The sequence below is a fragment of the Leptothrix sp. (in: b-proteobacteria) genome, assembly GCF_965250675.1.
GTDB lineage: Bacteria > Pseudomonadota > Gammaproteobacteria > Burkholderiales > Burkholderiaceae_C > Sphaerotilus.
The window spans coordinates 117,895-143,275 of the sequence record NZ_CBDFPH010000012.1 but is presented as its reverse complement, the minus strand read 5'-3'; the positions used below and the strand labels follow the sequence as shown (position 1 = coordinate 143,275).

Below are 25,381 nucleotides of genomic sequence, written 5' to 3'. Positions count from 1 at the left end.
TACGGTAAAGCCAGTAATTCCTGTCGAGTACCCAACATCACCCTTGCGCTGGTTCGGTATTGAACTGCATCGCGGCGAGCCGCGCGTACAGGCCGTCGCGGGCGACCAGTTCGGCGTGGGTGCCGATGTCGACGATACGCCCGCCCTCCATCACCACGATGCGGTCGGCGCGTTGCACCGTCGCCAGCCGGTGCGCGATGACCAGGGTGGTGCGGTCGCGCATGGCGGCCTCGAGCGCGGCTTGCACGGCGCGCTCGCTTTCGGCGTCGAGCGCGCTGGTGGCCTCGTCGAGCAGCAGCAGCGGCGGGTTCTTGAGCATGGCGCGCGCGATGCTGATGCGCTGGCGCTGGCCGCCTGAGAGGCGCACGCCGCGCTCGCCCAGGAAGGTCTGGTAGCCCTCGGGCAGCGCGGTGATGAAGTCGTGCGCGTGGGCCGCTTGTGCAGCGGCGATCACGTCGGCGTCAGACGCATCGGGCCGGCCATAGCGGATGTTGTCGAGCGCGTTGGCCGAGAACAGCGTGCTCTCCTGCGGCACGATGCCGATGCGGCCGCGCAGGTCGGCCAGCGAGGTCTGGGCGATGTCGACGCCATCGAGCCGCAGCTGGCCGGTCTGCGCGTCGTAGTAGCGCAGCAGCAACTGGAAGACGGTGGATTTGCCCGCGCCGCTCGGGCCGACCAGCGCGACGGTCTCGCCCGGCCGCACCGTCAGGCTGAAGTCCTGCAGCGCCGCCTGCAGCGGGCGCGACGGGTAGTTGAAGGTGACGCCCTCGATCTGCAGTGCCGAGCCGCCGCGCGTGGCCGGCAGCGGCTGCGGCTGGGGGGGCTCGGCCACCGGCGAGCGGCTGGCGAGCAGCTCCATCAGGCGCTCGGTCGCGCCAGCGGCGCGCAGCAGGTCGCCGTAGACCTCCGACAGCACCGCGACGCTGCTGACCAGGATCACCACGTAAACCACGGTCTGGCCCAGATGCCCGGCGCTGACCTCGCCACGGATCACCGCCTGCGTGCCCTGGTACAGGCCCCACAGCAGCGCGCCGAAGGTGGCACTGATGATGAACGCGACCAGAAACGCCCGCACGCGGGTGCGGCGGCGTGCGGTCTCGAACGCGTCTTCGGTCGAGGTGGTGAAGCGCTGCGCCTCACGCCCTTCCTGGGTGTAGCTCTGCACCACCGGAATGGCGTTGAGCACCTCGGCGGCAATCGCGCTGGAGTCGGCCACGCGGTCCTGGCTGGCGCGGCTCAACTTGCGCACGCGGCGGCCGAAGTACAGGCTCGGCAGCACCACCAGCACCAGGATGCCCATGACCTGCGTCATCACGTAGGGGTTGGTGGCGATCAGCATGCCGATGGCGCCCAGGCCCATCACGCTGTTGCGCAGCCCCAGGCTCAGGCTGGAGCCGACGACGGTCTGCACCAGCGTGGTGTCGGTGGTCAGGCGGCTGAGCACCTCGCCGGTCTGGGTGGTCTCGAAGAAGGCCGGGCTCTGGCGCAGCACGTGGCTGTAGACGGCGTTGCGCAGGTCGGCCGTGACGCGTTCGCCCAGCCAGCTGACCATGTAGAAGCGCGCTGCCGACAGCACGCCCAGCGCCGCGCCCACGGCAAACAGCGCCAGGAAGTGCTCGCGCAGCGCCATGACGCGCTCGCCGGGATCGGCCGGCATCAGGCCCTGGTCGATCAGCGTGCGCAGCGCCAGCGGAAACACCAGCGTGGTGGCGGCGGCCAGCACCAGAAACAGGCCAGCCAGCGCGATGCGGCCCCGGTAGGGGCGCAGAAACGGCGTCAGGCCGCTCAGCGACTTGGGGCTCTTGGCGCGGGCGCGGCCGGCGTCCTTGCTGTTCTTGGACGGGGTCGGACTGGTTGTTTGACTCATGGGCGCGCAGTGTAGAGACCCGGCCGCAGGCGGCGCTACAGCTTCAGCCTTGCGGCGTAGCCCGTCATCTCCAGGTAACCCAGGCCGAGGCGTGCGCCGCGCTCGTCGAGCAGCTCGCTCAGGCCTTCCCAGTAGACCGTGCCGGTGCTGGCGCGGCTGTCGAGTTCCTGGGCGTCGAGCAGTGCGCGCAGCGTGTGGCGGCCGGCGGGCGTGGTCACGGCCCACTCGACCGGGTAGCGCGCGCCGGTGGCGGGGCTGGTCCAGAGCCGGCCGGGCGTGAACTGGACCTCGCCGGGCGCGAAGCTCTGCGCGGTGCCGTCCGCACGGCGCCAGGAGCCGCCGGCCCACAGCGCCGTTCCGTCGGCGCGGCGCAGGCGGAAGGCGGTCAGCGTGCTGCCGTCGAGCAGGTTGATGCCCAGCCAGTCCCAGCCGACTGCGTCGGGCGCGAGCACGCTTTCGCTCCACTCATGGTCGAGCCAGGCGCGGCCCGTGACGGCGACGCGGCGGCCGTCGATCTGCAACTGCCCGCGCGTGGCGAGTTGCGGCTGGCTGTAGTAGTGGCTGGCCTGCTCAGGCGCCGGCCCCTTGCGCGAGTAGCCGGCCTGGCCCTGCAGCAGCAGCGGCTGGGTGGGGGTGAATTGCAGGTCGAGGCCGAAGGCTGCCGCCGTGCTCTGCAGCGTGGCTGAATAGGCCGATGAGCTTGATGCGCCCGTGCGGTTCAAGCGCCAGTCTGCCAGCCGCACGGCGGTGTCGCCGGTGGTGGCTTCCGTCAGGCCGAAGCCAGCACGGGCGATGCGCTGGTCATGCCGTTGCTTGCCGGCGCGCAAGTCGGTCAAGGCGGCGTGCGCCATCACCAGTTGCCTGGCGGCGAAGGCGCTTGGGTGGTCGGCCGCAACCCCGGTGCGCGAGCGGAAGAAGGTGATCTGGAAGCCGTACTGCGGTACGTTTTGTGACGCGCCGTCCTCGCTCAACCAGCCGGTGACGTACCACCATTCGGTGCGCGTCTCGGGGTGCGCGCCGAAGTCGGTGGGGAATTGCAGCGTGCGTGGGGCGATCAGCCCGGCGGCCTGGGTTGACCAGGGCGTCAGGCCGGCAAGGGCGATCGAGCCAGCCTGAGCCAGCCAATCACGGCGTTTCATGGGGGCCGACATCACCAATCCTCCTTCACCGCCAGCGCCAGATCACGCCCGGCGGCCGCCCGCCCGGCCAGTACCGCCGTCAAGGTGCCTGCCACCAGCACCGCGCCGCCGAGTGCGGCGAGCTTGGCCCACGGCAGGCTCAGGTCCATGGTCCAGTGGAAGCTCTGCGGGTTGACCACGAACACCAGCACCGCGCTGATCAGCACGCCCAGCAGCAGGCCGATGAGGGTGCCGGCGGCGGTCCACACCGCGCCCTCGGCGCCCACCAGCAGCAGCACCTGGCGCCGGCTCATGCCCAGGTGGCGCAGGGCGCCCAGCTCGCGCCGGCGCGAGAGCACCTGGGCCGAAAAGCTGGCGGCGATGCCGAACAGTCCGATGCCGATCGCCACCGCCTGCAGCCAGTAGGTGACGGCAAAGCTGCGGTCGAAGATCGCCAGCGAACTGGCGCGGATCTGTCCCGGCGTGGCCAGTTCCAGCGCCGGGGCCAATTGGCGCAGGCCGGTCTGCACGGCGGCCACGTCGGCGCCGGGCTGCAGCCACAGGCCGAGGTCGTTGAGGCGTTGGTCGCCGCTCAGGCGCTGCCAGTCGGTGTCCGATATCGCCAGCGCGCCTTGCTGGCGGGCGTAGTCGCGCCAGACGCCGCGCAGCCAGACCGACACGCGCCGACCGTCGGGCAAGGGCAGCTCGATGCGCTGGCCGAGCCGCGCGCCGTGCAGCGCCATGAAGCCCTCGCTGCCGTAGACCGCCGGCAGCGCGCGGTCGGCGGGTGCGGTGGCCTGGTCGAGCAGGCCGCCCAGCAGCGGCAAGTCCTTGGCCGGGTCAGCCAGCGGGCGCGCCAGCAGCACCAGCGGTGCGGTGTTGCTGGCCAGCGTCAGGCTGACGATGCGCAGGCCCTGTACCCGCGCCACGCCCGGCAGCGCAGCGGTGGCCTGCAGAAAGCCCGGCTCCAGATAGACCGCGTCCGCCTGCGCGCTGGAGTTGGCGCTGCGTGCGTACAGGTCCGCCGGCAGCACCTGGTCGAGCCAGACGCGCACCGAGTCGCGAAAGCTCGCCACCATCACCGTCAGTGCCACCGACAGCGCCAGGCTTGCCACCACGCCGGCCACGGCCACCGTGGCGGCCTGGCGCTGGTCGCGGGCGCGCTCGATCGCCAGCAGCCAGATCGGGTGGCGTGCCTGGGGTTGGTCGGCGTGCTTGTCATGCCCCAGCCCGAGCAGGGCGCCGATCAGCGCCGGCACGCAGCTGATGCCGCCCAGCAGCAGCAAGGCCACCGACGCATACGCCGCCAGCGGCAGATCGCCCAGCGGCGGCGCCAACGCCAGTGCGCCACTCAAGACCAGCAGCAGCGGCCCGAACCACGGCCGCGCCGGGCCGGCCGATTCACCACCCAGGCCCTTCAGGCTGGCGGCAGGCGACAGCCGCTGCGCCAGCCGCGCCGGCTGCCAGCCGCCAGCCAGCGCCGCCACCATGCCCAGCGCGGCGCAGACCAGCGCCGCCGGCGTGGACCACTGCAGCGCCGGCGCTGCGCCGCCCAGCATGCCGCTGCCCAGATCGCCACCCAGCACCCGCAGCGCCAGCGCGGCCAGCGCGGTGCCCAGCGCCACACCCAGCGCCGCGCCGATCACGCCAATCGCGGCCGATTCGGCCAGCACCAGCTGCAGCCGCTCCCGCGCGCTCATGCCGATCACGCCCAGCAGCGCCAGTTGCGGCACGCGCTTGGCCACTGCCAGCGCCTGGACCGAAAACACCAGAAAGCCGCCGACGAACAGCGCCACCAGCGCCAGCACGCTGAGGTTGACGCGGTAGGCGCGCGACAGGTTGGACACGCGCACCGCAGTCGCCTCGTCCGGCGCGGCCGAGCGCAGCGGCGCGCCGGCTTGATCGGCAGCTCGAGGGCTGCGCAGCAGCGTGCGTGCGGTCCGCACCCGGCACCAGCCGCAGGTCGAGCCGGCTCAAGCCGGCCGAGCCAGCCGAAAGTGCTGCTCGCGCGCCGGCGATGTCGATCACCGCCAGCGGCGGCCCCTCGGCATTGACGCTGGCCGCGCAACGTCCAGCGTCCATCAGCTGCGGTGCCGGCTCTGCACGCTGCAGCGTTTTGCGCAGCTCGCCCAGGCAGCGCGCGGGCAGCCGGGTTGAGGAAGAGCGCCTGCGGGTCGAGCATGCGATCATGGCGAACCGGTCCGCATCGGCTCGTCCAGGCCGGGGCACCAGCGCCGGCGACGATCGCCCCGGCGATCTGAAGCGTATCGAGCCCCAGCACTTTGCAGCGCTGACCCGCTTCTGCCCTTGGGCGTCCAGCGCATAGCGTCTCGAGCTCGATCACCGGGCTGGCCAGCGTGCCACCAGCGGGTGGCGCGGCCATGCGCGGGCATAGAGCGCCTCGTCGAAGCTTGTGCGCGCTGGGCGCGCGCAGCTCGAGGTCGGGCTGGCCGTTGATCGAGCGCACCGCCTGGCGCTGAACTCCGACAGCGCCGAGGCATTGATCAGGTGGACGGAGAAGCGCCAGCGCCACGCCGAGCGCGATCGCCAGGCCGCGCGATCGCCATGCCGCCAGCGGATGGTGGCGCCAGCTCGGGCCAGGAAAGGGACGACAGCAAGGCCCACATCGGGTGCGATTGCCGCGGCGGGGGCGATGACCCCGTGCGGGGCCGCCCGGGGCCGTGGCCCGTCAGGCGGTCTCGAGGCCGTGTGGCGGTCAGCCGCAGCACCCGGTCGGCCCGCTCGCGCCGCCGCGTGGCGAGTGCGTCACGAGCAGGCAGGCCGCGCCTTGCGAGCGCACCTTGCTGCGCACAGCAGGTCCAGAACCCGCTCGGCGGTGTCCGGCGTCGAGGTTGCCGGTGGGCTCGTCGGCCAGCACCAGCGCGCGGACCGTGCACCAGCGCGCGGGCGATCGCCACCCGCTGCAGCTGCCCGCCGGACAGGGTCACGCGTGGCATGCGGGCTGCCCAGGTCCATCCAGGCCGACCTGCGCTGCAGCATCCAGCGGACGCGCTCGGCCAGCGCCTGCCGCATCGCGGCCTGCCCTGCAGCAGCAGCGGCAGGGCCACGTTGTCGCGCCACGCTCCAGGTGCGGCAGCACGTGGAAGGCCTGGAAGACAAAGCCGAGCGTGGTTGCGGCGCAAGCGCGGCCTGCTTCGGGCTCGGCCAGCGACGGCGATGTCGCGGCCCTCGCATCAGCGCATGCGGCCGGCCTCGCACCGTGTCGAGCCCGGCGATGCAGTTCAGCAGGCGTCGACTTGCCCACGCCGGACTCGCCGAGGATGCGCGACGATCTCGCCGGGCTGCAGCGTGAAGGTCGAGGCGTTGGCGAACACGGCGGTGGCCTGCGCATAGGCGCTTGGCAAGGCCGGTGTACTTCAAGCAGCGGAGCGAGTGCGCGGGGCGTGGCGTCAGGTGCGTCATGGCGCGCACCATGCCTGCACTTGACTGCGGCGCGCTGGCGTCCGGCTTTTCGCCGTCGCAGGCGATGCACCTGGCGCTGCGGGCATGGCCGCGCAGCCAGGTGAGTCTGCCGCTTGGCGAGCTGGCGGGTGGCGGCCATGCCGCGCTGGGCGGGCCAGGCGGCCAGCGCCGCAGGCAGCTGCCGTCGTCGAGCAGCCGCCCAGGCCTGGCGGTAGCCGACGCAGCGCATCGACGGCAGGCCGGGATGTCGAGATCGCCGCGCGCGCGCAGGGCGCTGCACCTCGTCGAGGAAGCCCGGCCGCGCAGCATCTGCCTGCAGGCGTTGCGCGATGCGCTCGTGCAGCGTGGCACGCGATTGCACCGGCTCCAGCGACAGGATCAGCCGGTTCGGCACAGCCTGCGGCGTCCGCGTCGCGCGCCCCGGCCGCCGGCCTGCCAGCTCGACAAGCGGCCGGCCGCTGACCCGCCAGACCTCGAGCGCACGCTGGATGCGCTGGCGAGTCCCCCGGCGGCAGGCGGGCCGCCGTGACGGGGTCGACCTGCGCCAGCTCGGCGTGCAGCGCCGGCCAGCCGTGCTGGCGGGCGCGCTCGTCAAGGGCGGCGCGCACGGCGGGGTCGGCGGGCGGCAGCTCATCAAGGCCCTCGAACAGCGCCTTGAAGTACAGCATCGTGCCGCCCACCAGCAGCGGCAGTGCGCCACGCGCGGTGATTTCGGCCATCAGGCGCTGCGCGTCGGCGACGAACTCGGCGGCGGAGTAGCTCTGCGTCGGCTCGATCAGGTCGATCAGGTGGTGCGGCGCCTGCGCCAATTCAGCCGCGCTGGGCTTGGCGGTGCCGATGTCCATGCCGCGATAGACCAGCGCCGAGTCGACGCTGATGATCTCCACGGCTGTGCTGCCTTGGGCCTTGAAATGCTGCGCCACGGCCAGCGCGGCGGCGGTCTTGCCGCTGGCGGTCGGGCCGGCGATGACGATGTGGCGGGGCAGGGCGGTGAGGTTGACATCAGCCATGGCGTGCTCCCGCAGCGGGCTGGCCGTGGCGCTGCACCAGCGTCCACGCGACCGTGGTGGTGGCGATGGCGCCGGTCGCAATGCCCAGCGCCAGCGGCAGGGTGGTGCCGTCCAGCGCCACGCCCAGCCAGCGGCCGACGCCGAAGGCCGTCAATGCCAGCAGGAAGCCCGACAGCGCCGACGCCGCGCCCGCCTCCTGCGGAAACGGGCCGACGGCGCCCGCCTGGCCGCAGCTCTGGTGGATGCCGTGGCCGAAGGTGTAGGCCAGCTGCGGCAGCAGGATCGCCCAGACCGTCTGCACGCCCGCCAGCGCCAGCGCCGCCATGCTCAGCCCACCCACCAGGGTGAACGCCGCCGCGCGCTTGACCGCACCGGCGCTGCCGTGGCGCAGCAGCCAGCGCCGGCACCAGACGGTGCCCAGCAGGTAGGACACCGAACTGCTGCACAGCGCCAGGCCGTACTGGCCGGCGCTCAGGCCCAGCACGTCCATGTAGACAAAGGACGAGCCGGCCAGAAACACGAACAGCCCGCCGTAGGTGCAGGTGCTCAAGCCCGCCCAGGCCAGGAAGGTCGGGTTGACGATGATGCGGCGCCAGGTGGCTACCATCAGCGCCGGACGCAGCGCGAGCGGGTTGGCGCGCGGCAGCGACTCCGGCAAGGCGCGCCATACGAACAGCCACACGGCCGCGCCCACCAGCGCCACGCACCAGAACGGCGCCCGCCAGCCGCCGTGGGATACCAGCCCGCCGCCCAGCAGCGGGCTGGCCATGGCGATCAGCCCCAGGCCGGACATGCCCAGCGACATCACCCGCATGCCCTCGCTGGGCTGGAACAGGTCGCGCACCATGGCGCGGGCGACCACCACGGCGGCGGCCATGGTCAGGCCTTGCGAGATGCGGGTCAGCACCAGCACCTCGATGCTGCTGGCCAGCGCCGAGGCGACGCTGGCGGCCACATAGCCCGCCAGTCCCAGCAGCAGCACCGGCCGGCGGCCCCAGCGGTCGGCGACCGGGCCCCAGATCAGCTGGCCCAGGCCGAAGGCCAGGATCAGCGCCGACAGGGTCAGCTGCGCCGTGGCCATCGGCGCGGCCAGGTCACGCGTCAGGGCGGGGAAGGCGGGCAGATAAAGATCGGTGGTCAGCGGCTGGATGCCCAGCAGCAGCGCCAGCGCCAGGGCGATGACGAGGGTGCTGGCACGGGCGTTGGCGGAGGCGTTGGCAGGGGCGCTTGGCACGTTGTTTTCAGGCGTGGAATCAGGCATCCGGAGAGCGTAGCAGGTGAGATTTGCGCCCCGCTGCCCCCTGTTGCTCGGGGCTTGATGCGTGATCGGTTTCACGTCTGCTAGGCTGGCGTGGCCCGATGAATCGATTTCATCCCACCCTGAATGGAGCTTTTCACATGACTGCATCCCGCCTCGTCCGCCACGCCCGCCGCGCCCAGCGTGCCACTGCACTGGCCCTGGCCGCCTGCCTGACCAGCGTCACGCTGCTGCCGGTGGCCCACGCCGGCATGATCGGCACCCCGGCCGTGGCCCAGTCGCTGGCACCGGCCGTGGTCGCCGACAGCCCTCAAGCGCGCCTGCTGTCGACGCTGGACCGCAGCGATGTCGTGCAGGCGCTGGCCCAGCGCGGTGTCAACGCGCAGGACGCGCGCGACCGCGTCGCCGCCCTCAGCGACGATCAGGCGCAGGCCCTGCTGGCGCAGATCGACAGCGCGCCCGCCGGCGCCAGCATCATCGAGACCGTGGTCTTCATCTTCCTGGTGCTGCTGGTGACCGACATCCTGGGCTTCACCAAGGTGTACCCGTTCACGCGCTCGATCCGCTGAATCTGCGCATGACGTGGAGGGCCCGGCGGCTGGCCGGCGCCGTGCTCATGGCGGGCGCGCTGGCCTTGAGCGGCTGTTTGAGCGGCTGCGCCAGCGTCTGGCGGCCACCGCAGACGGCGGCGCTGGAGGCCGATCCGGCGGCAGTGCAACGGGCCGGCCTGCCCGAGCAGGTCGAGCTGACCGCGCTGCCGTTCTTCCCGCTCACCGACGCCGCCCAGGCGCGCCACTGCGGCCCGCAGGCGCTGGCCACCGTGCTGCAGCCGCTGGGCCTGCCAGCAGACCTGCCGACGTTGACCCAGGCGGTCTACCTGCCTGAGCGCGGCGGCAGCCTGCAGATCGAGATGCTGGCCGCCGCCCGCCGCAGCGGCGCGCTGGCGGTGCAGTTGCCCGGCCGGCTCGATGCGTTGCTGCTGGAACTGGCCGCCGGTCACCCGGTGGTGGTGTTGCAGAACCTGGGGCTGAACTGGGGCGAGAGCCTGGCGCGCCGGTTGGGCATCACGGCGTTGGCGCGTTGGCATTACGCGGTGGTGGTGGGCTATGACCGTGAGCGGCATGAACTGATCCTGCGCAGCGGCAACGAGGCGCGCCAGGTGCTGCCGTGGTCGACGTTTGAGTACACCTGGGCGCGTGGCGGCCATTGGGCCATGGCGGTGCTGCCGCCGGACGAGTTGCCGCTGACGGGCACCCAGGCCAGCGCCATTGATGCTGCGCTGGGCCTGGAGCGCGTTGCGCCGCCCGCCACCGCCGTGACCGCCTGGCGCACCGTTCTGGCGCGCTGGCCGCTCAACCTGACAGCTGCCATCGGCCTGGGCAACAGCCTTTACGCCAACGGCCAGATCGACGAGGCGGCGCGGGCCTGGTCAGACGCCGCCCGACGCCACGACAGCGCCGTGGCCTGGAACAATCTGGCGCAGCTTGAACTCGCCCGCGCCCGCTGGCCGGCTGCGCGCGCCGCCTTGACGCGAGCGCTGCAGCGCGCCCAAGCGGCCGAGCCGCAGTGGCTGGCTGCCGTGCAGCAGACCGCACAAGAGTTGGACCGCGCGCAAGCCGCGGCGCCCGCCCGATAAAAGGTTTTTGCCTCAGCCCGGCTGTTGCAACAGATGCAGCTTGTGGGGCTGATCGCGCCACAGGGCGTGGTCGGCCAGCGGCGCCTTGCGGCGGCTGATCGAGCGCCAGCGCGGGTCCTGCGCCAGGCGGGCATTCAGCGCGATGAAGGGCTGCTGCGCGGCGCTGGCTTCGCTGGCGTTGACGATGGCACCGACCGGGCATTCCCCCACGCACACCGAGCAGTCGATGCAGGTCTCGGGGTTGATGGCGAGGAAGTTCGGCCCTTCGACGAAGCAGTCCATCGGACAGACTTCAACGCAGTCGGTGTACTTGCACTGGATACAGGCTTCGGTGACGATGAAAGGCATGTCGACATCGTCGCGCGCCGATGTGGCGGGCGTGTGAAAGGGGTTGTGGTGCGCTGCGACGCGTTCAGCGCGTCGCGCGCCGCCGTACATCGTCCAGATAGGCGTGCGGGTCCGGCGGCTGGCCGCTGCGCTGGCTCTGCCAGATCATGCTGCCGAGCGCTTCCATCACCTCGTGCTGGGCCTGATGCAGGTCGTTGCGGCGCTTGGCCAGCAGCTCGACCGCCTGCCGGATGCCGCGCGGCTGGTCGATGCTGACCTGCTCGCTGATCGAGAGGTGCATCGACAGGTGCAGGAAAGGATTCTCGCGTCCGGCCTCGGGCGGGTAGGTGGCGGCGAGTGCGGCGGTCACATCGGACAGGTCGGCGTGGTATTCGGCGTGTCGATCGATCCACTCGGCGGCGATGGTCTCCATCGGCGTGAGCGGCTCGGCCGCGCGCTGCTTGCGCCACACCTCGCAGAAAAAAGTCCGGACATCGTTTTGGCTGGGGGCGAACATTCGACAATTGTCGGCTGTGCCGCGTTCGATGGCATCCCAACCCTGCAAAGCCCTGCCCATGACCTCTGCCCTGACGCTCGAAGCCGCTGCCCTGTTGTTCGACAACGCCCGCACCCACAACGCCTGGACCGACGAGCCGGTCTCTGCCGAAACCCTGCACCAGCTGCACGACCGCATGAAGTGGGGCCCGACCGCCATGAACACCTGCCCGCTGCGGGTGCAGTTCGTCGTCAGCCCGGAAGCGCGTGCGCGCCTGCTGCCGCTGATGGCCGAGGGCAACCGTGCCAAGACGGCCGCCGCGCCGGTGATCGCGATCCTGGGCCGCGACGTGGCTTTCCACGAGCACCTGCCGCTGCTGGCGCCGCACATGGCCGGCATGCGCGAGAAGCTCGCTGGCGCCGAGGCCGCGCGCGACGGCATGTCGATGCTCAACGGCAGTCTGCAGGCGGGCTATTTCATCCTGGCGGCACGCTCGCTCGGGCTGGACTGCGGCCCGATGGGTGGCTTTGACGCTGCCGGTGTCGACGCCGAGTTCTGGGCCGGCACGGCGGTCAAGAGCCTGATCGTCTGCAACCTCGGCCACGGCGACCCGGCCGGCTTGCGCCCGCGCGCGCCGCGCCTGTCGTTCGAGCAGGCCTGCCGCATCATTTGACGCGCTGCTGAAAAGTCGCTGAAACGCCGCGCCGTGATCGCCCTCATCACCGACCCCCACTTCTACGCGCTGGCGCTGCCGGCGGCGCTGCTGGTGGGCATCTCCAAGTCGGGCTTTGCCTCGGGCATCGGCGCGCTGGCCGTGCCCATGCTGGCCATGAGCGTGACCGTGCCGCAGGCCGCCGCGCTGGTGCTGCCGCTGCTGGCGCTGTCCGACCTGATGGGCCTGATCGCGCTGCGCCGCCACGCCGACTGGGGCGTGCTGCGCCAGTTGCTGCCGGCCGGGCTGGTGGGCATCTTCATCGGCTGGCTCAGCTTCGGCCTGCTGCCCAGCCATGTGGTGGGCGGCATCACGGGTGCGGTGACGCTGGCCTTCCTGGGCTGGCAGATGCTGTTTCCCGCCAAGGCCGACGCGCCGCCGCCCGGTGCGCTGGCCAGCGGCGCGCTGGCGCTGACCTCGGGCTACACCAGCTTTGTGGCCCACAGTGGCGGCCCGCCCATCGTGATGGCGCTGCTGCCGCGCCGCATGGCGCCGCTGGTCTACGCCGGCACGTCGGCGGTGTTCTTCGCCAGCATCAACGCCGCCAAGTGGCTGCCCTACGGCGTGCTCGGCCTGCTCGATTTGCGCAACCTGGCCACCTCCGCTGTGTTGATGCCGGTGGCGGCGGGCGGCGTGCTGCTGGGCGTCTGGGCCACCAAGCACGTCTCGCCGCGCTGGTTCTACCGGCTGGTGCAGGGCGGCATGCTGCTGACGGGGCTCAAGCTGCTGGCGGATGGGTTCTGGCACGGGTGAGAGCCGAGCCGGCTTCGGGCTAACGATGAGCGCCGCACTGCAAGGCGCGCGATAGCATCGCCGGCCGGCGGATTCGCCGCCCTCAGTCCACCTGCCGGAGACCGCATGCCCCGCCTGATTTCAATCCACCGCCGTCGCCTGATCGCCCTGGCGCTGTGCGCTGCACCCTGGCTCGCGTCACCCGCTGCGGCCCAGACCTGGCCCGCCAAGCCGGTGACCTGGGTCGTGCCGTTTCCCGCCGGTGGTGGCACCGATGCCTTCGCCCGGCCGCTGACGGCGGTGCTGAGCAAGCAGCTGGGCATGCAGGTCCTCATCGACAACAAGGGCGGCGCGGGCGGCAATGTGGGGGCCACGGTGGCGTCCCGGGCGGCGCCCGATGGCTACACCTGGTTCATGGGGGCGGTGCACCACGCGATTGCGCCGGCCATGTACCCCAAGCTGGACTACAAGCTGCAGGAAGACTTCATTCCGGTGGCGTTGCTGGCCAGCGTGCCGCAGGTCATCGTCGTCAACGCGCAGAAGGTGCCGGGCGCGACGCTCGCCGAGTTGCTGGCGCAGGCCAAGGCCAGGCCCGGCCGGCTCAACTACGGCTCGGCCGGCAACGGCACCTCGCACCATCTGGCGGGCGAGCTGTTCAAGCTGCAGACCAAGACCTTCATCACCCACATTCCCTATCGCGGCGCCGGCCCGGCGCTGCAGGATTTGATGGCCGGGCAGGTGGAGATGATGTTCGATGGCCTGGGCTCGTCGGCGGCGCACATCAAGAGCGGCCGCATCAAGGCGCTGGCGGTGGCCGGTACGCAGCGCGCACCGGGTTTTCCGGATATTCCGACTGCGGCCGAAGCCGGCGTGCCCGGCTACCAGGTCGCCACCTGGTACGGCCTGTGGGCGCCCAAGGGCACGCCGCCCGAAGCCATCGCCCGCATGACTGCCGAGTTGCAGAAGGCCTACGCCACGCCCGAGATCAAGGCGGTCTGGAACGGCCTCGGCGCCGAGGTGCCCAACCAGTACGGCAAGGCGTTTGATGACTTCGTGACCAGCGACATCAAGCGCTGGGGCGAGGTGGTCAAGGCGTCGGGCGCCAAGCTGGACTGAATCTTTTTCAAGGCTCCCAACGATGACCCAAGCCAACCTCTTCGCCGCGCTGCGCGCGGGCTTTCCCGCCGATCTGGACACCACCGCGATCGAGACCGACAGCGGCCTCGTCTACAGCTGGCGCGACCTCGACCGCGCCAGCGCCATGCTGGCCAACCTGCTGCAGTCGCTGGAGATCGCGCCCGGCAGCCGCGTGGCCGCGCACACCGAGAAATCGGTCGAGGCGCTGCTGCTCTACCTGGCCACGCTGCGCGCCGGCCTGGTCTACCTGCCGCTCAACACCGCCTACCAGCAGGCCGAGCTGGACTACTTCATCGACAACGCCGAGCCGGCAGTGGTGGTCTGCGCGGGCAAGAACTTCCCGTGGCTCAGCAAGCTGGCGTTCCAGAAGGGCGTGGCGCATGTGTTCACGCTCAACGAGGACCGCACCGGCACGTTGCTGGAGCGGGCCTCGCACTTCAGCGATCAGCACGAAGTGGCGCCCAAGCAGGCCGACGATCTGGCCGCGATCCTGTACACCAGCGGCACGACCGGACGCAGCAAGGGCGCGATGCTGAGTCACGGCAACCTGCTGAGCAACGCGCAGACGCTGAAAGAGTTTTGGGATTGGCAACCTGGCGACGTGCTGATCCACGCGCTGCCGATCTTCCACGTCCACGGCCTGTTCGTCGCCAGCCACGGCGCGCTGCTCAACGGCAGCAAGATGCTGTGGCTCGCCAGGTTCGATCCCAAGGCCGTGATCGAGCGCCTGCCGCGTGCCACCGTCTTCATGGGTGTGCCGACGCTCTATGTGCGGCTGCTGCAGGAGGCCGGCCTGACGCGGCAGGCGTGCGCTCACATGCGCTTGTTCATCAGCGGCTCGGCGCCGCTGCTGATCGAGACCTTCCGCGACTGGCAGCGCCGCACCGGCCACACCATTCTGGAGCGCTACGGCATGAGCGAAACCGCGATGCTGACGTCGAACCCGTGCCGGCCGCAAGACGGTGAACGCGTGGGCGGCACCGTCGGCCCCGCGCTGCCCGGCGTGGGCGTGCGAGTGGTGGACGATGCGGCTTCGGCCGTGCCCGTAGGCGAGATCGGCCACGTGCAGGTGCGCGGCCCGAACGTCTTCGGCGGCTACTGGCGCATGCCGGAGAAAACGGCCGAAGAATTCACTGCAGACGGCTGGTTCAAGACCGGCGACGTCGGCCGCTTCGACACGAACGGCTACCTCACCATCGTCGGCCGCAGCAAGGACCTGATCATCAGCGGCGGCTACAACGTCTACCCGGCCGAGATCGAGGGCTACCTGAACGACCTAGCCGGCGTGGCCGAATCGGCCGTGATCGGCGTGCCACACCCGGATTTCGGCGAGGCGGTGGTGGCGGTGATCGTGCCCAAGCCCAATGCCGCAGCTGCCGCGCTGGACGCCGACGCGCTGGTCGCACAGTTGAAGAAACTGATCGCCAACTACAAGACGCCCAAGCGCGCCTTCATCGTCGCCGACCTGCCGCGCAACGCCATGGGCAAGGTGCAGAAGAACCTGCTGCGCGAGCAGTACAAGGCGCTGTTCACCTGAAGCACCTGACCAGTTTCAGCGCGTCGGTGTCGCGCCGCCCTTGAACAGCGCCATGGCGGTGCCGATCAGCCCGGCGACCTCGCTCATGTTGCCCGGCACGATCATGGTGTTGTTCTTTTGCGCCAGCTGGGCGTAGGCCTCGACCGCCTTCTCGGCCACCTTGAGTTGCACCGCCTGCTGGCCGCCGGGTTGTTCGATGGCGGCGGCGATCTTGCGGATGGCTTCGGACGTGGCTTCGGCCACGGCCATGATGGCGGCGGCCTCGCCCTGGGCCTTGTTGATCTCGGCCATCTTCTGGCCTTCGGAGCGGGCGATGAAGGCCTCGCGCTCGCCGGTGGCGATGTTGATCTGCTCCTGGCGGCGGCCTTCGGATGCGGCGATCAGCGCGCGCTTGCCGCGCTCGGCGGTGATCTGCGCCTGCATGGCGTGCAGGATTTCGGCCGGTGGCGTCAAGTCCTTGATCTCGTAGCGCAGCACCTTGACGCCCCAGTTCATGGCGGCTTCGTCGAGCGCCGAGACCACCGAGGCGTTGATCAGCTCGCGCTCCTCGAAGGTCTTGTCGAGCTCCATCTTGCCGATCACGCTGCGCAGCGTGGTCTGCGCCAGCTGGGTGATGGCCATCATGTAGTTCGACGAGCCGTAGCTGGCCAGCCGCGCGTCGGTCACCTGGAAGTAGATGATGCCGTCGACCTGCAGCTGGGTGTTGTCGCGCGTGATGCAGACCTGGCTGGGCACGTCGAGCGGGATTTCCTTGAGCGAGTGCTGGTAGGCCAGCCGGTCGACGAAGGGCACCAGGAAGTTCAGCCCCGGCATCAGGGTGCTGTGGTATTTTCCCAGCCGCTCGACCACCCAGGCGTGCTGCTGCGGCACGACCTTGACCGAGCGCATCACGAAGATGCCCGCGACGACCAGCACGATCACGGCGACGATTTCCATGGCGTATCCCTTTTGATGGTTGAAGACGGCCTCAGCGGCCGACGAGGAACTGATTGCCTTGCAGCGCCCGGATGACGTAGTAGCCCGGGCCGGGCGGTGGCTCGGCGGGCGTGGCGCCTTGCCAGCGCACCGTCCAGGCCGTGCCGCGATAGTGCACCCGCGCGCTGCCGTCGGCGGCCCAGTGCGTCACATGCACCTGCTGGCCGATGTCGAGGTTGACGTCCGGGTTGTCTTGCGCGGACAGCGCCTTGGGCTGGCGCTGGCGGTAGAGCGTCCAGGCCACCACGGCGCCGCTGCCGACCACCGCCGCGCAGACTAGTTGCGCCGTCAGCCCCGCGCCCAGGTGCGCGCCGAGGGCACCGGCGGCCAGCCCGAGCGCGATCATCAGCAGATAGAAGGTGCCGCTGGCCAGTTCAGCCGCCACGGCCAGGGCGGTGGCGATCCACCACCAGGTGCTGGGACTCATGCGGGACTCTCCTTGGAAGGTCGTGCGTTCGGGCGGTGAATCAGTGTAGGACTCATGCCTGCCAATCCCCGCTGCGGCGCTGTTCGCGCTCGGCGCGCTCCTGGCTGAAGAGTTCTTCGAGCTGTTCGCTGCCCTGCTTGGCCAGCGCGATGAGTTGCTTGCGGTCGGCGCGGTGCGGCCAGGTGCGCTCCAGCAGCGCGAGGTTGAAGCGCTTGAAGCGGTGCGCCAGCTGCCAGGCGCGGTGCGGCTCGCAGCCCATCAGCTCCAGCACGCTGCGGCCGCTGGCCAGTGCCGACTCGAAGGTCTCGCGCTCGATCAGCGTCACGCCGCGCGCGCGCAGCGCGAAATGGTGCTGCACGTTGCGGGCGCGCACCACCAGTTGCGCCTGCGGGAAGTGCTGGCGTGCCAGGTCGACGATGGTCAGGCTCTGCTCGATGTCGTCCACCGCCACGACGATGACGCGCGCCTGCTCGGCGCCGGCCTTGCGCAGCAGGTCGAGCCGGGTGGCGTCGCCGTAGTAGGCGCGAAAGCCGAAGCGGCGCATGACCTCGACCTGATCGGGGTCGTGGTCGAGCAGCGTCGCCTTCAGGCCGTTGGCGTAGAGCAGCCGGCCGACGATCTGGCCGTAGCGGCCGTAGCCGCAGACGATGATCGGCGCCTCCTGTGGCTCGTTGAGGTGGTGCTCCGGCGGCGCGCTGGCGCTGGCGGCGTAGCGCGGCAGCAGCCAGCGCGTCACGGCCACCAGCAGCAGCGGCGTCACCAGCATCGACAGCGCCACGGCGGCGATCAGCACCGACGTGACTTCGGCGCTGAACACGCCCGCGCCCTCGGCCTGCTGGAACACCACGAAGGCGAATTCGCCGCCCTGGGCCAGCAGCAGGACCCAGACCGGGCGCTCGACCCTGGGCAGGTCCATGGCGCGGGCGATGCCGAACAGCACCAGCACCTTGAGCAGCAGAAAGCCCAGCAGCAGCGCCGCAACCAGGCCGGGATGGGCCCGCACGGCGGCAAAGTCGATGCTCATGCCCACGGCCATGAAGAACAGGCCGAGCAGCAGGCCCTTGAAGGGCTCGACGTCGGTTTCCAGCTCGCGCTTGTATTCACTCTCGGCCAGCAGCACGCCGCCCAGGAAGGCGCCGAGTGCCATCGACAGGCCGACCGCCTGCATCAGCGCGGCAATGCCGACCACCAGCCCGAGCGAGGCGGCGGTGAAGACCTCCGGCGTGCGGCTGGCCGCCACCCAGCGCAGGCCGTGGCGCAGCAGCAGGCGCCCGCCCAGCACGATGGCCAGCACCATGCCGAGGGCCTTGCCGGCCTCGATCCACGGGTTGCCCGCCGCCGCCCGGCCGCTGCCCAGCAGCGGCAGCAGCGCGAGGATGGGAATGGCCGCCACGTCCTGGAACAGCAGGATCGAGAAGCCGGCCTGGCCGCTGCGGGTGGGCAGCAGGTTGCGCTCACCCATGACCTGCAGCGCCACGGCGGTGGACGACAGCGCCAGCCCCAGCGCGCCCACCGCCGCCCAGCGCCACGGCGCGCCGGCCAGCATCCCCACGCCCGCCAGCGCGGCGGCGCAGGCCAGCACCTGCGCGCTGCCCCAGCCGAAGATCGGCCGGCGCAGGGCCCAGAGCCGGCGCGGCTCCAGCTCCAGCCCGACCAGGAACAGCATCAGCACCACGCCGAATTCGGCCACCTGCAGCGTGGTGTCGGGGTTGCTGATCAGCCCGAGCGCCTGCGGGCCGATGACGATGCCGGCCACCAGGTAGCCAATGATCGCGCCCAGCCCGAGCCATTGCGCCAGCGGCACGGCCACCACGGCGGCCAGAAAGAACACCAGGCTGTTGAGCAGCCAGGTCGAGTCGTGCGTCATGGTCGGTCCTGGGCGGAGAGGGGCTGCGGGCGGTCGGAGGGTGGGGTGACGCAGGCGATGCACTCGGGCAGGTCGTCCAGCTCGGGCCAGTCGGGATAGCTTTGCAGGCGGGCCTGGAAGACCTCGGCGTGCGCGGCCAGTTCCTGCGGGCTGACGGCCTGCGCGCCGTGCAGCAGCAGCGGCGGCAGGAAGCGCAGGCCGCACAGCGCGGCGGTCTGCTCGTAGGGCGGCAGGAAGGCGTCGAAGAAGTGGCGGTTGTAGCCGCTCGGGTGGTAGCTGGCCTCGGGCGCGCCAGTGGAGGCCACCAGCCACAGGTCCTTGCCCGCCAATGCCTGGCCGCCGCGGCCGTAGGCCCAGCCGAGGGTCAGCACCTCGTCGAGCCAGAGTTTCATCAGCGCCGGCATGGCGTACCACTGGATGGGGTGCAGCCAGACGATCAGGTCGGCGCGCGCGGCAGCGGCCTGCTCGGCGGCGACGTCGATGGCGTAGTCGGGGTAGAGCGCGTAGAGGTCGCGCAATTCGAGGCCCGGCACGTCGCGGCAGGCGGTCTGCAGGCGGCGGTTGACGCGCGAATGGCGCAGGTCGGGGTGGGCCAGCAGGACGAGGATTCGGGATGCGGTCATGGGTATGGCAGCGGTCGGGTCGGAAGGAGGCACGCCGCTAACATAGCTCAAGCCCGGAACGGGGTCCGGACGGGTTGGGCAGGCGGGCGATTCATGGCCCGCACGCGCCACCAGCTTCCACCAATGGGGGGAGATGACCGGGCCTTGGCTGGGGCTAGCATGATATTTTCACGGAAGTGGCCCTTTGCGCTCATGCGCGAGCCGCCTTCCCGGTCAGGAGGCCACCCCATGAAAGTGCTGTTGATTGACGATCACCCCCTGATCCTGTCCGCGATGCAGAGCGTGATCCGCCATCTGGACAACCATGTTCAGGTCGTGGGCGTCGAGACCGCCGACGAGGCGCGCAGCCTGCTGCGGCAGCGGGTGGATTTCGATCTGGTGCTGCTGGATCTGCAGCTGGGAGATGTCAGCGGCTTCGACGTGCTGCTGGAGTTTCGTGCCCACTATCCGGCGCTGCCGGTGGTGGTGGTGTCGGCGTCGGACCGCCCCAGCGACATGCTGCGCTGCATCGACAGCGGTGCCATGGGTTATGTGCCCAAGCGGTCGAGCACCGAGATGCTGTTCGAGGCGCTGCATCTGGTGATGTCCGGCGGCATCTACGTGCCGCCGGTGGGGTCGAGTTCCGGCGACGGTGATGTACCTGCGGCGGATCGCTTGAATTCACTCCCAGGGGCCTTTTGTGCCGGACTCGATCTCCAGCATCTCCATGACGGCCATGCTGGATCCGCTGGACGTGCCCGCTGCGGGCGCTCCTCGCAAAGGAACTGCCGCGTGCGGCCACGCCTGCGGTATCGGTGTCGGTCGAGGCGCTCGGGTTGACGCCGCGTCAGACCGAGGTGCTGCTGCTGCTGCTGCAGGGCGAGCCCAACAAGGAAATTGCGCGTCTGCTCGGGTTGTCGGTCGAGACCGTCAAGGATCATGTTGCGGCCGTGCTGCGCTGTCTGGGCGTCCATTCACGCACGCAGGTTGTGCTGGCCGTCAGCCAGATGCAGCAGAGTGGTGTGCCCCCGATGCGGACGCTGCGCGCATGAAGGGCCGCGACTGGAAGGGCGGTCATGGGTCGTGAGGTCGATCCGGACCTGGTCGCCAGCCATTACGCCCAGACGCCCGTCAGTCTGCTCGGCCATGGCGTGGGGGCCGCAGCGCTGCTGATGCTGTTCTGGGGCCATGGCGAGCTGCGCGTTCAGTTGCAGGCCTGGCTCACGCTGTTTGCCCTCGTGTGGGTCGGGCGGGCTGCGCTGGCTTGGCGCTATGCGCGTGCGCGGCCCATCGCATCCTGCCAGTGGCATGCCTGGCAGCGTCGCTTGACGCTGGTCACACTGGCGGGTGGGGCGGTCTGGGCGCTGGCGGCCACGCTTTTCTATGGTGCCGCGGACATGCTGCAACGCATCGCGCTGGTCATGATCCTTTATGGCTACTGTGCCGGTCTGTCCAGCACCAGTTATCGGGTATTTCTGGTCTACACGGGCATGACTTTCATACCGCTGATTGCCTGGGAAGCCTCCGAAGGCCTGTCGCACAGTCTGCCGCTGGCGGGGGTGTTTACATTGGCCTGGGTGACCACGGCGGTGATCGGACGCCATCACCGCACAGCGTTTTTGCAGGTGTTGGCCCTCAAGCGCCGGACCCAGCGCCTGGCCGAGCACCTGCGGCAGGAAAAAGCCGCCGCAGAGGCCGCCCGCAGCCGTGCTGAAGCCGCCACCCGCGCCAAGACCCAGTTCTTCCAGGCCGCCAGCCACGATCTGCGCCAGCCGCTGCATGCACTGGGCCTGTTCGCCGGGGCGCTGCAGCACCAGCCGCACGATGAGGCGTCGGCACGGCTGGTGCACAGCATTGCCGAGTCGGTCGATGCACTTGAAGGCCTGTTCACCGAACTGCTCGACCTGACGCGCATCGACAGTGGCGGGATCGATGTGCGACCTCAGTCGGTGTCACTGCAAGAGGTGTTTGGCCGTTTGCAACTGGACTTCGAGCCGCTGGCGTTCGACAAGGGCTTGGCGCTGCACTTTGTGGGCGGACGGCATTGGGTCCATGTCGATCCGGTGGTGCTGGAGCGCATCCTGCGCAACCTGCTGGCCAACGCCATCCGCTACACCGAAGACGGTGGCGTGTTGCTGAGCTGCCGGCCTCGCGCCGGACAACTGCTGTTGCAGGTCTGGGATACCGGCATCGGCATTCGGGCCGAGGCCTTGCCCTACATCTTCGATGAGTTCTATCAGGTCAGCGGCGCGCGGCGGCTGCAGTCGCACCACCGCAAGGGTCTGGGGCTGGGGTTGGCCATCGTCAAGCGGCTGACCGATCTGGTGCAGGTGCCGCTGCAGGTGCGTTCCGTGCCGGAGCAAGGTTCGGTCTTCTCGCTCACGCTGCCGATGGGGGTGCCGATGCAGCTGGGCACGCAGCCCGCACCGGCGCCGGCTGCATCAAGCCTGACGCTTGCAGGCCGCCATATCGTGGTGGTCGAAGACGACACCGTGGTGATGCAGGCGCTGCAGGCCCTGCTGGAGAGCTGGGGCGCGCGGGTGCGGGGTTTCATGTCGTATGCCGAAGCCGTGCAGTGGGCCGGCCTGCCTGCCGTGGCCGCGCCCGATCTGCTGATCGTCGACCACGGGCTGCCCGAGGGCCGCACGGGTCAGGAGGTGCTGGCTGTGTTGCGCGAGCGCTTCGGCCCCAGCCTGCCGACGGTGATGGTCACCGGCGACAAGCTGCTCAACCTGGAGCGGGAGGTGGCGGCGTTGGACTGCCATCTGCTCTACAAACCTGTCGCTCCCAACCGGCTGCGCGCGCTGGTGGCGTACAAGCTCTCGGGCCCAGGTGGCGGATGACGAGTGGCGCCCGCATACAATCACGACCCAAATTGAAGGTGACTCATGGGCATGCACGATCGCGAAGGCAAGATTTGGATGGACGGCCAGATGGTGGAGTGGCAAGACGCCAAGATCCACGTACTGAGCCACACGCTGCACTACGGCTGCGGCGCATTCGAGGGCGTGCGCGCCTACAAGACGGCGGACGGCACGGCGATCTTCCGCCTGCGCGAGCACACCGAGCGGCTCTTCAACAGCGCCAAGATCCTGCGCATGAAGATCCCGTTCACGCTGGAGCAGGTCATGCAGGCCCAGCTTGATGTGGTGCGAGAGAACAAGCTCGAGAGCGGCTACATCCGCCCGCTGACCTGGATCGGCTCCGAGAAGCTCGGCGTCAGCCCCAAGGGCAACACCATCCACCTGATGGTCGCGGCCTGGACCTGGGGCGCCTACCTCGGTGAAGAGGGCATGAAGCGTGGCATCCGCGTCAAGACCAGCAGCTTCACGCGCCACCACGTCAACATCACCATGATCCACGCCAAGGCGGTGAGCAACTACACCAACTCGATCCTGGCCAACATGGAAGCGACCGACGAGGGCTACGACGAGGCGCTGCTGCTCGACCCGCAGGGTTTTGCCTCCGAAGGCGCGGGCGAGAACCTGTTCATCGTGCGCAAGGGCGTGGTCTACACGCCGGACTCCAGCGCCGGCGCGCTCAACGGCATCACGCGCAACACCATCTTCAGCATCTGCAAGGACCTTGGCATCGAGATCAAGGAAAAGCCGATCACCCGCGACGAGATCTACATCGCCGACGAAGCGTTTTTCTCGGGCACGGCCGCTGAAGTGACGCCGATCCGCGAGCTCGACCGCATCGAGATCGGCAGCGGCTCGCGCGGCCCGATCACCGAGAAGATTCAAGCCGCGTTCTTCGACATCGTCAACGGCCGCAATCCCAAGTACGCCGAATGGCTGAGCAAGGTCTGAGGACAGCAGCATGAGTGACAACAAATCTGTCGTCGAAGTGCTGGCCAGCGACCTGCAAGGCCCGGGCGTGGTGTTCTGCCCCAACCCGAAGCAGGCGCTGTGGAGCAACCACCCACGCGTCTACATCGACGTGGCCACCACCGGCGAAGGCAAGTGCTCGTACTGCGGCACGGTCTACCGCCTCAAGGCTGGCGAGAAGGTACATGGCGCTCACTGAGCCATTGAACTGAGCCACCGGCTCTCCATGAAAAACGGCGTCCATTCGGACGCCGTTTTTCATTTGCCTTGCTCTTGACGGGGCACCCGCAGGCGCCCGATATGTCTTACATGCCGTAGAAGACGTACTCAGCCGAGTAAGGGACCTGCGTCTTCTGGCCCAGGTTGGCGAAGGCGCAAGCCGAGGCCGGTGCCACGCCGCCCTTGGTGTTGAGGCGCTGGATGTAGGTCACGCCCTGCATCGCGCCAACACCCATGGCCGGATCGGCCTTGACCAGTTGCAGCGGGATGTTGCCGGCCGGTGCCGGCGACACGGCCACTTGCTTGCCGGTGACCTTGGAGCCGTCGTTGGCCTGCCAGGTCGGGCCACCGTAGTAGGTACCGATCTTCTTGCCCGCGCCGTCGATCAGGTCGGCCACAGGGCCGGCGAAGACCCATTCGTACTGGCCGGCCATGTCCTTCTTGACGCGGCACTCATAGGTCAGCTCGCCCACGCCGGTGGCTTGCATGGTTTGGCGGTTGCCAGCGGGAACGCGGATGGCGGCAGCGACGGCGTCGTTGTCGAACTTCATCGTCGTCATGGCTGGCTGGCTGGCGCAGGCGCCAAGCAGAGCGGTGGCGGCAAGGGCGATCAGGCTGAGGCTTTTTTGCATGGAGTGCTCCGGGGTGTTGAGTGACAGGAAAGGTGACAGGAAAAGAGTGACTTGGGGTTCCAAGTCCAGCGAACTACCGCTGCATATCGACCTTTACGCAGGCCGCTTGAATCTGGATGCGCCCAAGCGCAAAAAAACCTCGAATCCGACCGATCAAAGCTCCAGCTTGCCCACCGAGACCACCGGACCCGTCGGTGCGCCGGTAGGCGAGCCCCCGTGGGCTCGATGCTGACGGCAAACGCTGCCGTGCCGCTCAGCAGCTGCGCACGCAGCACCGTGGTCGCCTTCTTGTTGGACACCAGACCCAGCGAGCGCGGATGGCCTGCCGGTGGCACCGCCCACAGCTCCAGCGCCCGGTCGGAGGCCAGCGTCACGCCTTCCAGCGGCTTGAGCACCAGGCTGCGGCCGTCGGCGCTGACGCTGGCGACAAAGCTGGCCGAGCCGCCCTGCGGCGACATCACCACCAGCACCGGCGGCTGAGGCGGCATGGGCAGGCTCAGGTAGACCGCCAACGCGACTGTGGCCAGGCTGGTCGCCCCGGCCCAGCCCTGCCACAGGCCCAGGCGCTGCCACCAGCGTGTGGCGGCCGCTGGCACTGCCTTGTTGAACAGGCGTCGCTCCAGCCCGGCCCACACTCTGGGTGACGGGGTGACCGCTGGCACCGACACCGCCAGCGGCAGCAGCCGGTCCTGCCAGCGGCCGACGGCAGAGCGCAGTTGCGGGTGGGCGGGCAGCAGGGCTTCGAAGCGGCGGCGCGCGGCGCCGTGCAGTGTGCCCAGCACGTATTCGGCGGCCAGGCGGTCGGCCAGCAGGGGGCGGCTGTAGTCCATGACTCAGACCTTGCCGAGGGCGGTGGACGCGCCAGGAGCCGTCACGCCGGCGCGGTCCAGGCAATCGCGCAGGCTCTGCAGGCCGCGCCGGACCCAGCTCTTGACGGTGCCGAGCGGCTGGCGCAGGTGGTCGGCCACCTCGGCGTGCGACAGGCCCTGGTAGAAGGCCAGCGCGATGCTCTGCTGCTGTTCGCCGGAGAGGCCGCCCATGCAGTGGTTGACGGCCAGCGCTTCCGAGGCCTGGCTCAGGAGTTCGTGGGGCGTCGGGGCGTCGGAAGGGTGGTCCTGCAGCATGTCGTGTTCATCGTCGTCATCGTCACCCGTACGGTGGGTGCTCACCAACTCGGGCTCGGTCTGGCGGCGGCGCAGGCTGTCGATGGCGCGGTTGCGGGCTACGCTGCTCAGCCACGTCATGGGCTGGGCGCGTTGTGCATCGAACGTGCCGGCGCTGCGCCAGACATTGACGTACACCTCTTGGAGTATGTCTTCGGCGAGTTCCCGGTTACGTTGTATACGCAGGATCACGCCCAGTAGATGCGCACTGCTGCGCTGGTAAAGCGCCGAGAAGGCGCTGCGGTCGCCGAGCGCAGTGCGCGAGAGCAACTCCCCCAACTCCAGGGCGCGCTCCCGGTTGCGTTGACTTGCGGTGTTGTCTGCGTTGTGGATGGACATGGCACACGGTCAGCTGCAGGAAGGCGCATTCTAGGGAGCACGCCCGAGTCACGGGCGCTACGTAGAATCCCGAG

24 protein-coding genes and 2 pseudogenes are annotated in these 25,381 nt (G+C 69.8%); 11 read left to right on the top strand and 15 right to left on the bottom strand.

The window, feature by feature from the left end; all coding sequences use genetic code 11:
* Positions 1 to 37 precede the first annotated feature (37 nt).
* From AC5IG3_RS18165 to AC5IG3_RS18140, 6 genes and pseudogenes are all read right to left on the bottom strand, one after another.
* A complete protein-coding gene (locus AC5IG3_RS18165; RefSeq protein WP_491907704.1) occupies positions 38 to 1,867 on the bottom strand; it encodes an ABC transporter transmembrane domain-containing protein in 1,830 nt (609 codons plus the stop codon).
* 35 nt (positions 1,868 to 1,902) lie between these two features.
* Complete coding sequence (locus AC5IG3_RS18160; RefSeq protein ID WP_491907703.1) at positions 1,903 to 3,006, bottom strand: lipocalin-like domain-containing protein; 1,104 nt, start codon at positions 3,004 to 3,006, stop codon at positions 1,903 to 1,905.
* An 11-nt stretch (positions 3,007 to 3,017) separates the two neighbouring features.
* Positions 3,018 to 4,931, bottom strand: coding sequence for an FtsX-like permease family protein (locus tag AC5IG3_RS18155; RefSeq protein ID WP_491907702.1), 1,914 nt, complete (start codon positions 4,929 to 4,931; stop codon positions 3,018 to 3,020).
* 765 nt (positions 4,932 to 5,696) lie between these two features.
* Positions 5,697 to 6,320: pseudogene (locus AC5IG3_RS18150) on the bottom strand (ATP-binding cassette domain-containing protein); the annotation flags it as partial.
* Between the two features lie 118 nt (positions 6,321 to 6,438).
* Positions 6,439 to 7,418, bottom strand: a pseudogene (gene miaA, locus AC5IG3_RS18145) (tRNA (adenosine(37)-N6)-dimethylallyltransferase MiaA); the annotation flags it as partial.
* The gene (locus AC5IG3_RS18140; RefSeq protein ID WP_491907701.1) at positions 7,411 to 8,679 is read right to left on the bottom strand and encodes a multidrug effflux MFS transporter; all 1,269 of its coding nucleotides are present in this window, start codon (positions 8,677 to 8,679) and stop codon (positions 7,411 to 7,413) included. The gene AC5IG3_RS18140 and the pseudogene miaA, both read right to left, overlap by 8 nt.
* Positions 8,680 to 8,816: 137 nt before the next feature.
* Here AC5IG3_RS18140 and AC5IG3_RS18135 point away from each other — a divergent pair, with 137 nt between their 5' ends.
* Positions 8,817 to 9,245 carry a PA2779 family protein gene (locus AC5IG3_RS18135; RefSeq protein WP_491907700.1) on the top strand — a complete coding sequence of 143 codons (429 nt, stop codon included), beginning with the start codon at positions 8,817 to 8,819 and terminating at the stop codon, positions 9,243 to 9,245.
* An 8-nt stretch (positions 9,246 to 9,253) separates the two neighbouring features.
* Entirely contained in the window at positions 9,254 to 10,312 is a 1,059-nt protein-coding gene (locus tag AC5IG3_RS18130; RefSeq protein ID WP_491907699.1) for a PA2778 family cysteine peptidase, read from the top strand.
* 12 nt (positions 10,313 to 10,324) lie between these two features.
* On the opposite strand, the gene fdxA is transcribed toward AC5IG3_RS18130, so the two are convergent.
* Both fdxA and AC5IG3_RS18120 read right to left on the bottom strand, forming a co-directional pair.
* Positions 10,325 to 10,660 carry a ferredoxin FdxA gene (gene fdxA, locus AC5IG3_RS18125; protein ID WP_491907698.1) on the bottom strand — a complete coding sequence of 112 codons (336 nt, stop codon included), beginning with the start codon at positions 10,658 to 10,660 and terminating at the stop codon, positions 10,325 to 10,327.
* 64 nt (positions 10,661 to 10,724) lie between these two features.
* On the bottom strand, positions 10,725 to 11,156 hold the full coding sequence (locus AC5IG3_RS18120; protein WP_491907697.1) for a DUF1841 family protein: 432 nt from the start codon (positions 11,154 to 11,156) through the stop codon (positions 10,725 to 10,727).
* 58 nt (positions 11,157 to 11,214) lie between these two features.
* On the opposite strand from AC5IG3_RS18120, the gene AC5IG3_RS18115 reads away from it, so the two are divergent.
* The 4 genes from AC5IG3_RS18115 (at position 11,215) to AC5IG3_RS18100 (ending at position 15,253) form a co-directional block, all read left to right on the top strand.
* Positions 11,215 to 11,808: a malonic semialdehyde reductase gene (locus tag AC5IG3_RS18115; protein WP_491907696.1), complete on the top strand. Its 594-nt coding sequence runs from the start codon at positions 11,215 to 11,217 to the stop codon at positions 11,806 to 11,808.
* 33 nt (positions 11,809 to 11,841) lie between these two features.
* Positions 11,842 to 12,600: a sulfite exporter TauE/SafE family protein gene (locus AC5IG3_RS18110; RefSeq protein WP_491907695.1), complete on the top strand. Its 759-nt coding sequence runs from the start codon at positions 11,842 to 11,844 to the stop codon at positions 12,598 to 12,600.
* A gap of 105 nt (positions 12,601 to 12,705) precedes the next feature.
* Complete coding sequence (locus AC5IG3_RS18105; RefSeq protein WP_491907694.1) at positions 12,706 to 13,695, top strand: Bug family tripartite tricarboxylate transporter substrate binding protein; 990 nt, start codon at positions 12,706 to 12,708, stop codon at positions 13,693 to 13,695.
* Between the two features lie 22 nt (positions 13,696 to 13,717).
* Entirely contained in the window at positions 13,718 to 15,253 is a 1,536-nt protein-coding gene (locus AC5IG3_RS18100) for a malonate--CoA ligase (RefSeq protein ID WP_491907693.1), read from the top strand.
* Between the two features lie 15 nt (positions 15,254 to 15,268).
* On the opposite strand, the gene AC5IG3_RS18095 is transcribed toward AC5IG3_RS18100, so the two are convergent.
* From AC5IG3_RS18095 to kefF, 4 genes are read right to left on the bottom strand one after another with little or no spacing between them, the layout of a single operon-like run.
* A complete protein-coding gene (locus AC5IG3_RS18095; RefSeq protein ID WP_491907692.1) occupies positions 15,269 to 16,189 on the bottom strand; it encodes an SPFH domain-containing protein in 921 nt (306 codons plus the stop codon).
* A 31-nt stretch (positions 16,190 to 16,220) separates the two neighbouring features.
* The gene (locus tag AC5IG3_RS18090) at positions 16,221 to 16,655 is read right to left on the bottom strand and encodes an NfeD family protein (protein WP_491907691.1); all 435 of its coding nucleotides are present in this window, start codon (positions 16,653 to 16,655) and stop codon (positions 16,221 to 16,223) included.
* A 52-nt stretch (positions 16,656 to 16,707) separates the two neighbouring features.
* Complete coding sequence (kefC, locus tag AC5IG3_RS18085) at positions 16,708 to 18,522, bottom strand: glutathione-regulated potassium-efflux system protein KefC (RefSeq protein ID WP_491907690.1); 1,815 nt, start codon at positions 18,520 to 18,522, stop codon at positions 16,708 to 16,710.
* Positions 18,519 to 19,145 carry a glutathione-regulated potassium-efflux system oxidoreductase KefF gene (gene kefF, locus AC5IG3_RS18080; RefSeq protein WP_491907689.1) on the bottom strand — a complete coding sequence of 209 codons (627 nt, stop codon included), beginning with the start codon at positions 19,143 to 19,145 and terminating at the stop codon, positions 18,519 to 18,521. Before kefF ends, kefC begins: the two co-directional genes overlap by 4 nt.
* 228 nt (positions 19,146 to 19,373) lie before the next feature.
* Here kefF and AC5IG3_RS18075 point away from each other — a divergent pair, with 228 nt between their 5' ends.
* Genes AC5IG3_RS18075 through AC5IG3_RS18055 form a run of 5 tightly spaced genes read left to right on the top strand, consistent with a single transcriptional unit; the run spans position 19,374 to position 23,153 of the window.
* Positions 19,374 to 19,964, top strand: coding sequence for a response regulator (locus tag AC5IG3_RS18075; protein WP_491907688.1), 591 nt, complete (start codon positions 19,374 to 19,376; stop codon positions 19,962 to 19,964).
* A gap of 17 nt (positions 19,965 to 19,981) precedes the next feature.
* Positions 19,982 to 20,176 (top strand): response regulator transcription factor, encoded by a 195-nt coding sequence (locus AC5IG3_RS18070; protein ID WP_491907687.1) that lies wholly within the window; start codon positions 19,982 to 19,984, stop codon positions 20,174 to 20,176.
* A 24-nt stretch (positions 20,177 to 20,200) separates the two neighbouring features.
* Positions 20,201 to 21,967 carry a sensor histidine kinase gene (locus tag AC5IG3_RS18065; RefSeq protein ID WP_491907686.1) on the top strand — a complete coding sequence of 589 codons (1,767 nt, stop codon included), beginning with the start codon at positions 20,201 to 20,203 and terminating at the stop codon, positions 21,965 to 21,967.
* Between the two features lie 45 nt (positions 21,968 to 22,012).
* A complete protein-coding gene (locus AC5IG3_RS18060) occupies positions 22,013 to 22,936 on the top strand; it encodes a branched-chain amino acid transaminase (RefSeq protein ID WP_491907685.1) in 924 nt (307 codons plus the stop codon).
* Between the two features lie 10 nt (positions 22,937 to 22,946).
* Entirely contained in the window at positions 22,947 to 23,153 is a 207-nt protein-coding gene (locus AC5IG3_RS18055) for a zinc-finger domain-containing protein (protein WP_491907684.1), read from the top strand.
* Between the two features lie 106 nt (positions 23,154 to 23,259).
* Here the strand turns inward: AC5IG3_RS18055 and AC5IG3_RS18050 are convergent, their stop codons facing one another.
* From AC5IG3_RS18050 to AC5IG3_RS18040, 3 genes are read right to left on the bottom strand one after another with little or no spacing between them, the layout of a single operon-like run.
* Complete coding sequence (locus AC5IG3_RS18050; protein ID WP_491907683.1) at positions 23,260 to 23,805, bottom strand: DUF3455 domain-containing protein; 546 nt, start codon at positions 23,803 to 23,805, stop codon at positions 23,260 to 23,262.
* On the bottom strand, positions 23,784 to 24,635 hold the full coding sequence (locus AC5IG3_RS18045; protein WP_491907682.1) for an anti-sigma factor: 852 nt from the start codon (positions 24,633 to 24,635) through the stop codon (positions 23,784 to 23,786). The genes AC5IG3_RS18050 and AC5IG3_RS18045 overlap by 22 nt, the downstream gene beginning before the upstream one ends.
* A gap of 3 nt (positions 24,636 to 24,638) precedes the next feature.
* A complete protein-coding gene (locus AC5IG3_RS18040; protein WP_491907681.1) occupies positions 24,639 to 25,307 on the bottom strand; it encodes a sigma-70 family RNA polymerase sigma factor in 669 nt (222 codons plus the stop codon).
* Positions 25,308 to 25,381 lie beyond the last annotated feature (74 nt).

Excerpts from the sequence above, each read along its gene's own strand:
- AC5IG3_RS18165 (WP_491907704.1), bottom strand. The coding sequence starts at position 1,867 with ATGAGTCAAACAACCAGTCCGACCCCGTCCAAGAACAGCAAGGACGCC.
- AC5IG3_RS18160 (WP_491907703.1), bottom strand. The coding sequence starts at position 3,006 with ATGAAACGCCGTGATTGGCTGGCTCAGGCTGGCTCGATCGCCCTTGCC.
- AC5IG3_RS18140 (WP_491907701.1), bottom strand. The coding sequence starts at position 8,679 with ATGCCTGATTCCACGCCTGAAAACAACGTGCCAAGCGCCCCTGCCAAC.
- AC5IG3_RS18135 (WP_491907700.1), top strand. The coding sequence starts at position 8,817 with ATGACTGCATCCCGCCTCGTCCGCCACGCCCGCCGCGCCCAGCGTGCC.
- AC5IG3_RS18130 (WP_491907699.1), top strand. The coding sequence starts at position 9,254 with ATGACGTGGAGGGCCCGGCGGCTGGCCGGCGCCGTGCTCATGGCGGGC.
- fdxA (WP_491907698.1), bottom strand. The coding sequence starts at position 10,660 with ATGCCTTTCATCGTCACCGAAGCCTGTATCCAGTGCAAGTACACCGAC.
- AC5IG3_RS18120 (WP_491907697.1), bottom strand. The coding sequence starts at position 11,156 with ATGTTCGCCCCCAGCCAAAACGATGTCCGGACTTTTTTCTGCGAGGTG.
- AC5IG3_RS18115 (WP_491907696.1), top strand. The coding sequence starts at position 11,215 with ATGACCTCTGCCCTGACGCTCGAAGCCGCTGCCCTGTTGTTCGACAAC.
- AC5IG3_RS18105 (WP_491907694.1), top strand. The coding sequence starts at position 12,706 with ATGCCCCGCCTGATTTCAATCCACCGCCGTCGCCTGATCGCCCTGGCG.
- AC5IG3_RS18100 (WP_491907693.1), top strand. The coding sequence starts at position 13,718 with ATGACCCAAGCCAACCTCTTCGCCGCGCTGCGCGCGGGCTTTCCCGCC.
- AC5IG3_RS18095 (WP_491907692.1), bottom strand. The coding sequence starts at position 16,189 with ATGGAAATCGTCGCCGTGATCGTGCTGGTCGTCGCGGGCATCTTCGTG.
- AC5IG3_RS18090 (WP_491907691.1), bottom strand. The coding sequence starts at position 16,655 with ATGAGTCCCAGCACCTGGTGGTGGATCGCCACCGCCCTGGCCGTGGCG.
- kefC (WP_491907690.1), bottom strand. The coding sequence starts at position 18,522 with ATGACGCACGACTCGACCTGGCTGCTCAACAGCCTGGTGTTCTTTCTG.
- kefF (WP_491907689.1), bottom strand. The coding sequence starts at position 19,145 with ATGACCGCATCCCGAATCCTCGTCCTGCTGGCCCACCCCGACCTGCGC.
- AC5IG3_RS18075 (WP_491907688.1), top strand. The coding sequence starts at position 19,374 with ATGAAAGTGCTGTTGATTGACGATCACCCCCTGATCCTGTCCGCGATG.
- AC5IG3_RS18065 (WP_491907686.1), top strand. The coding sequence starts at position 20,201 with ATGGGTCGTGAGGTCGATCCGGACCTGGTCGCCAGCCATTACGCCCAG.
- AC5IG3_RS18060 (WP_491907685.1), top strand. The coding sequence starts at position 22,013 with ATGGGCATGCACGATCGCGAAGGCAAGATTTGGATGGACGGCCAGATG.
- AC5IG3_RS18055 (WP_491907684.1), top strand. The coding sequence starts at position 22,947 with ATGAGTGACAACAAATCTGTCGTCGAAGTGCTGGCCAGCGACCTGCAA.
- AC5IG3_RS18050 (WP_491907683.1), bottom strand. The coding sequence starts at position 23,805 with ATGCAAAAAAGCCTCAGCCTGATCGCCCTTGCCGCCACCGCTCTGCTT.
- AC5IG3_RS18045 (WP_491907682.1), bottom strand. The coding sequence starts at position 24,635 with ATGGACTACAGCCGCCCCCTGCTGGCCGACCGCCTGGCCGCCGAATAC.
- AC5IG3_RS18040 (WP_491907681.1), bottom strand. The coding sequence starts at position 25,307 with ATGTCCATCCACAACGCAGACAACACCGCAAGTCAACGCAACCGGGAG.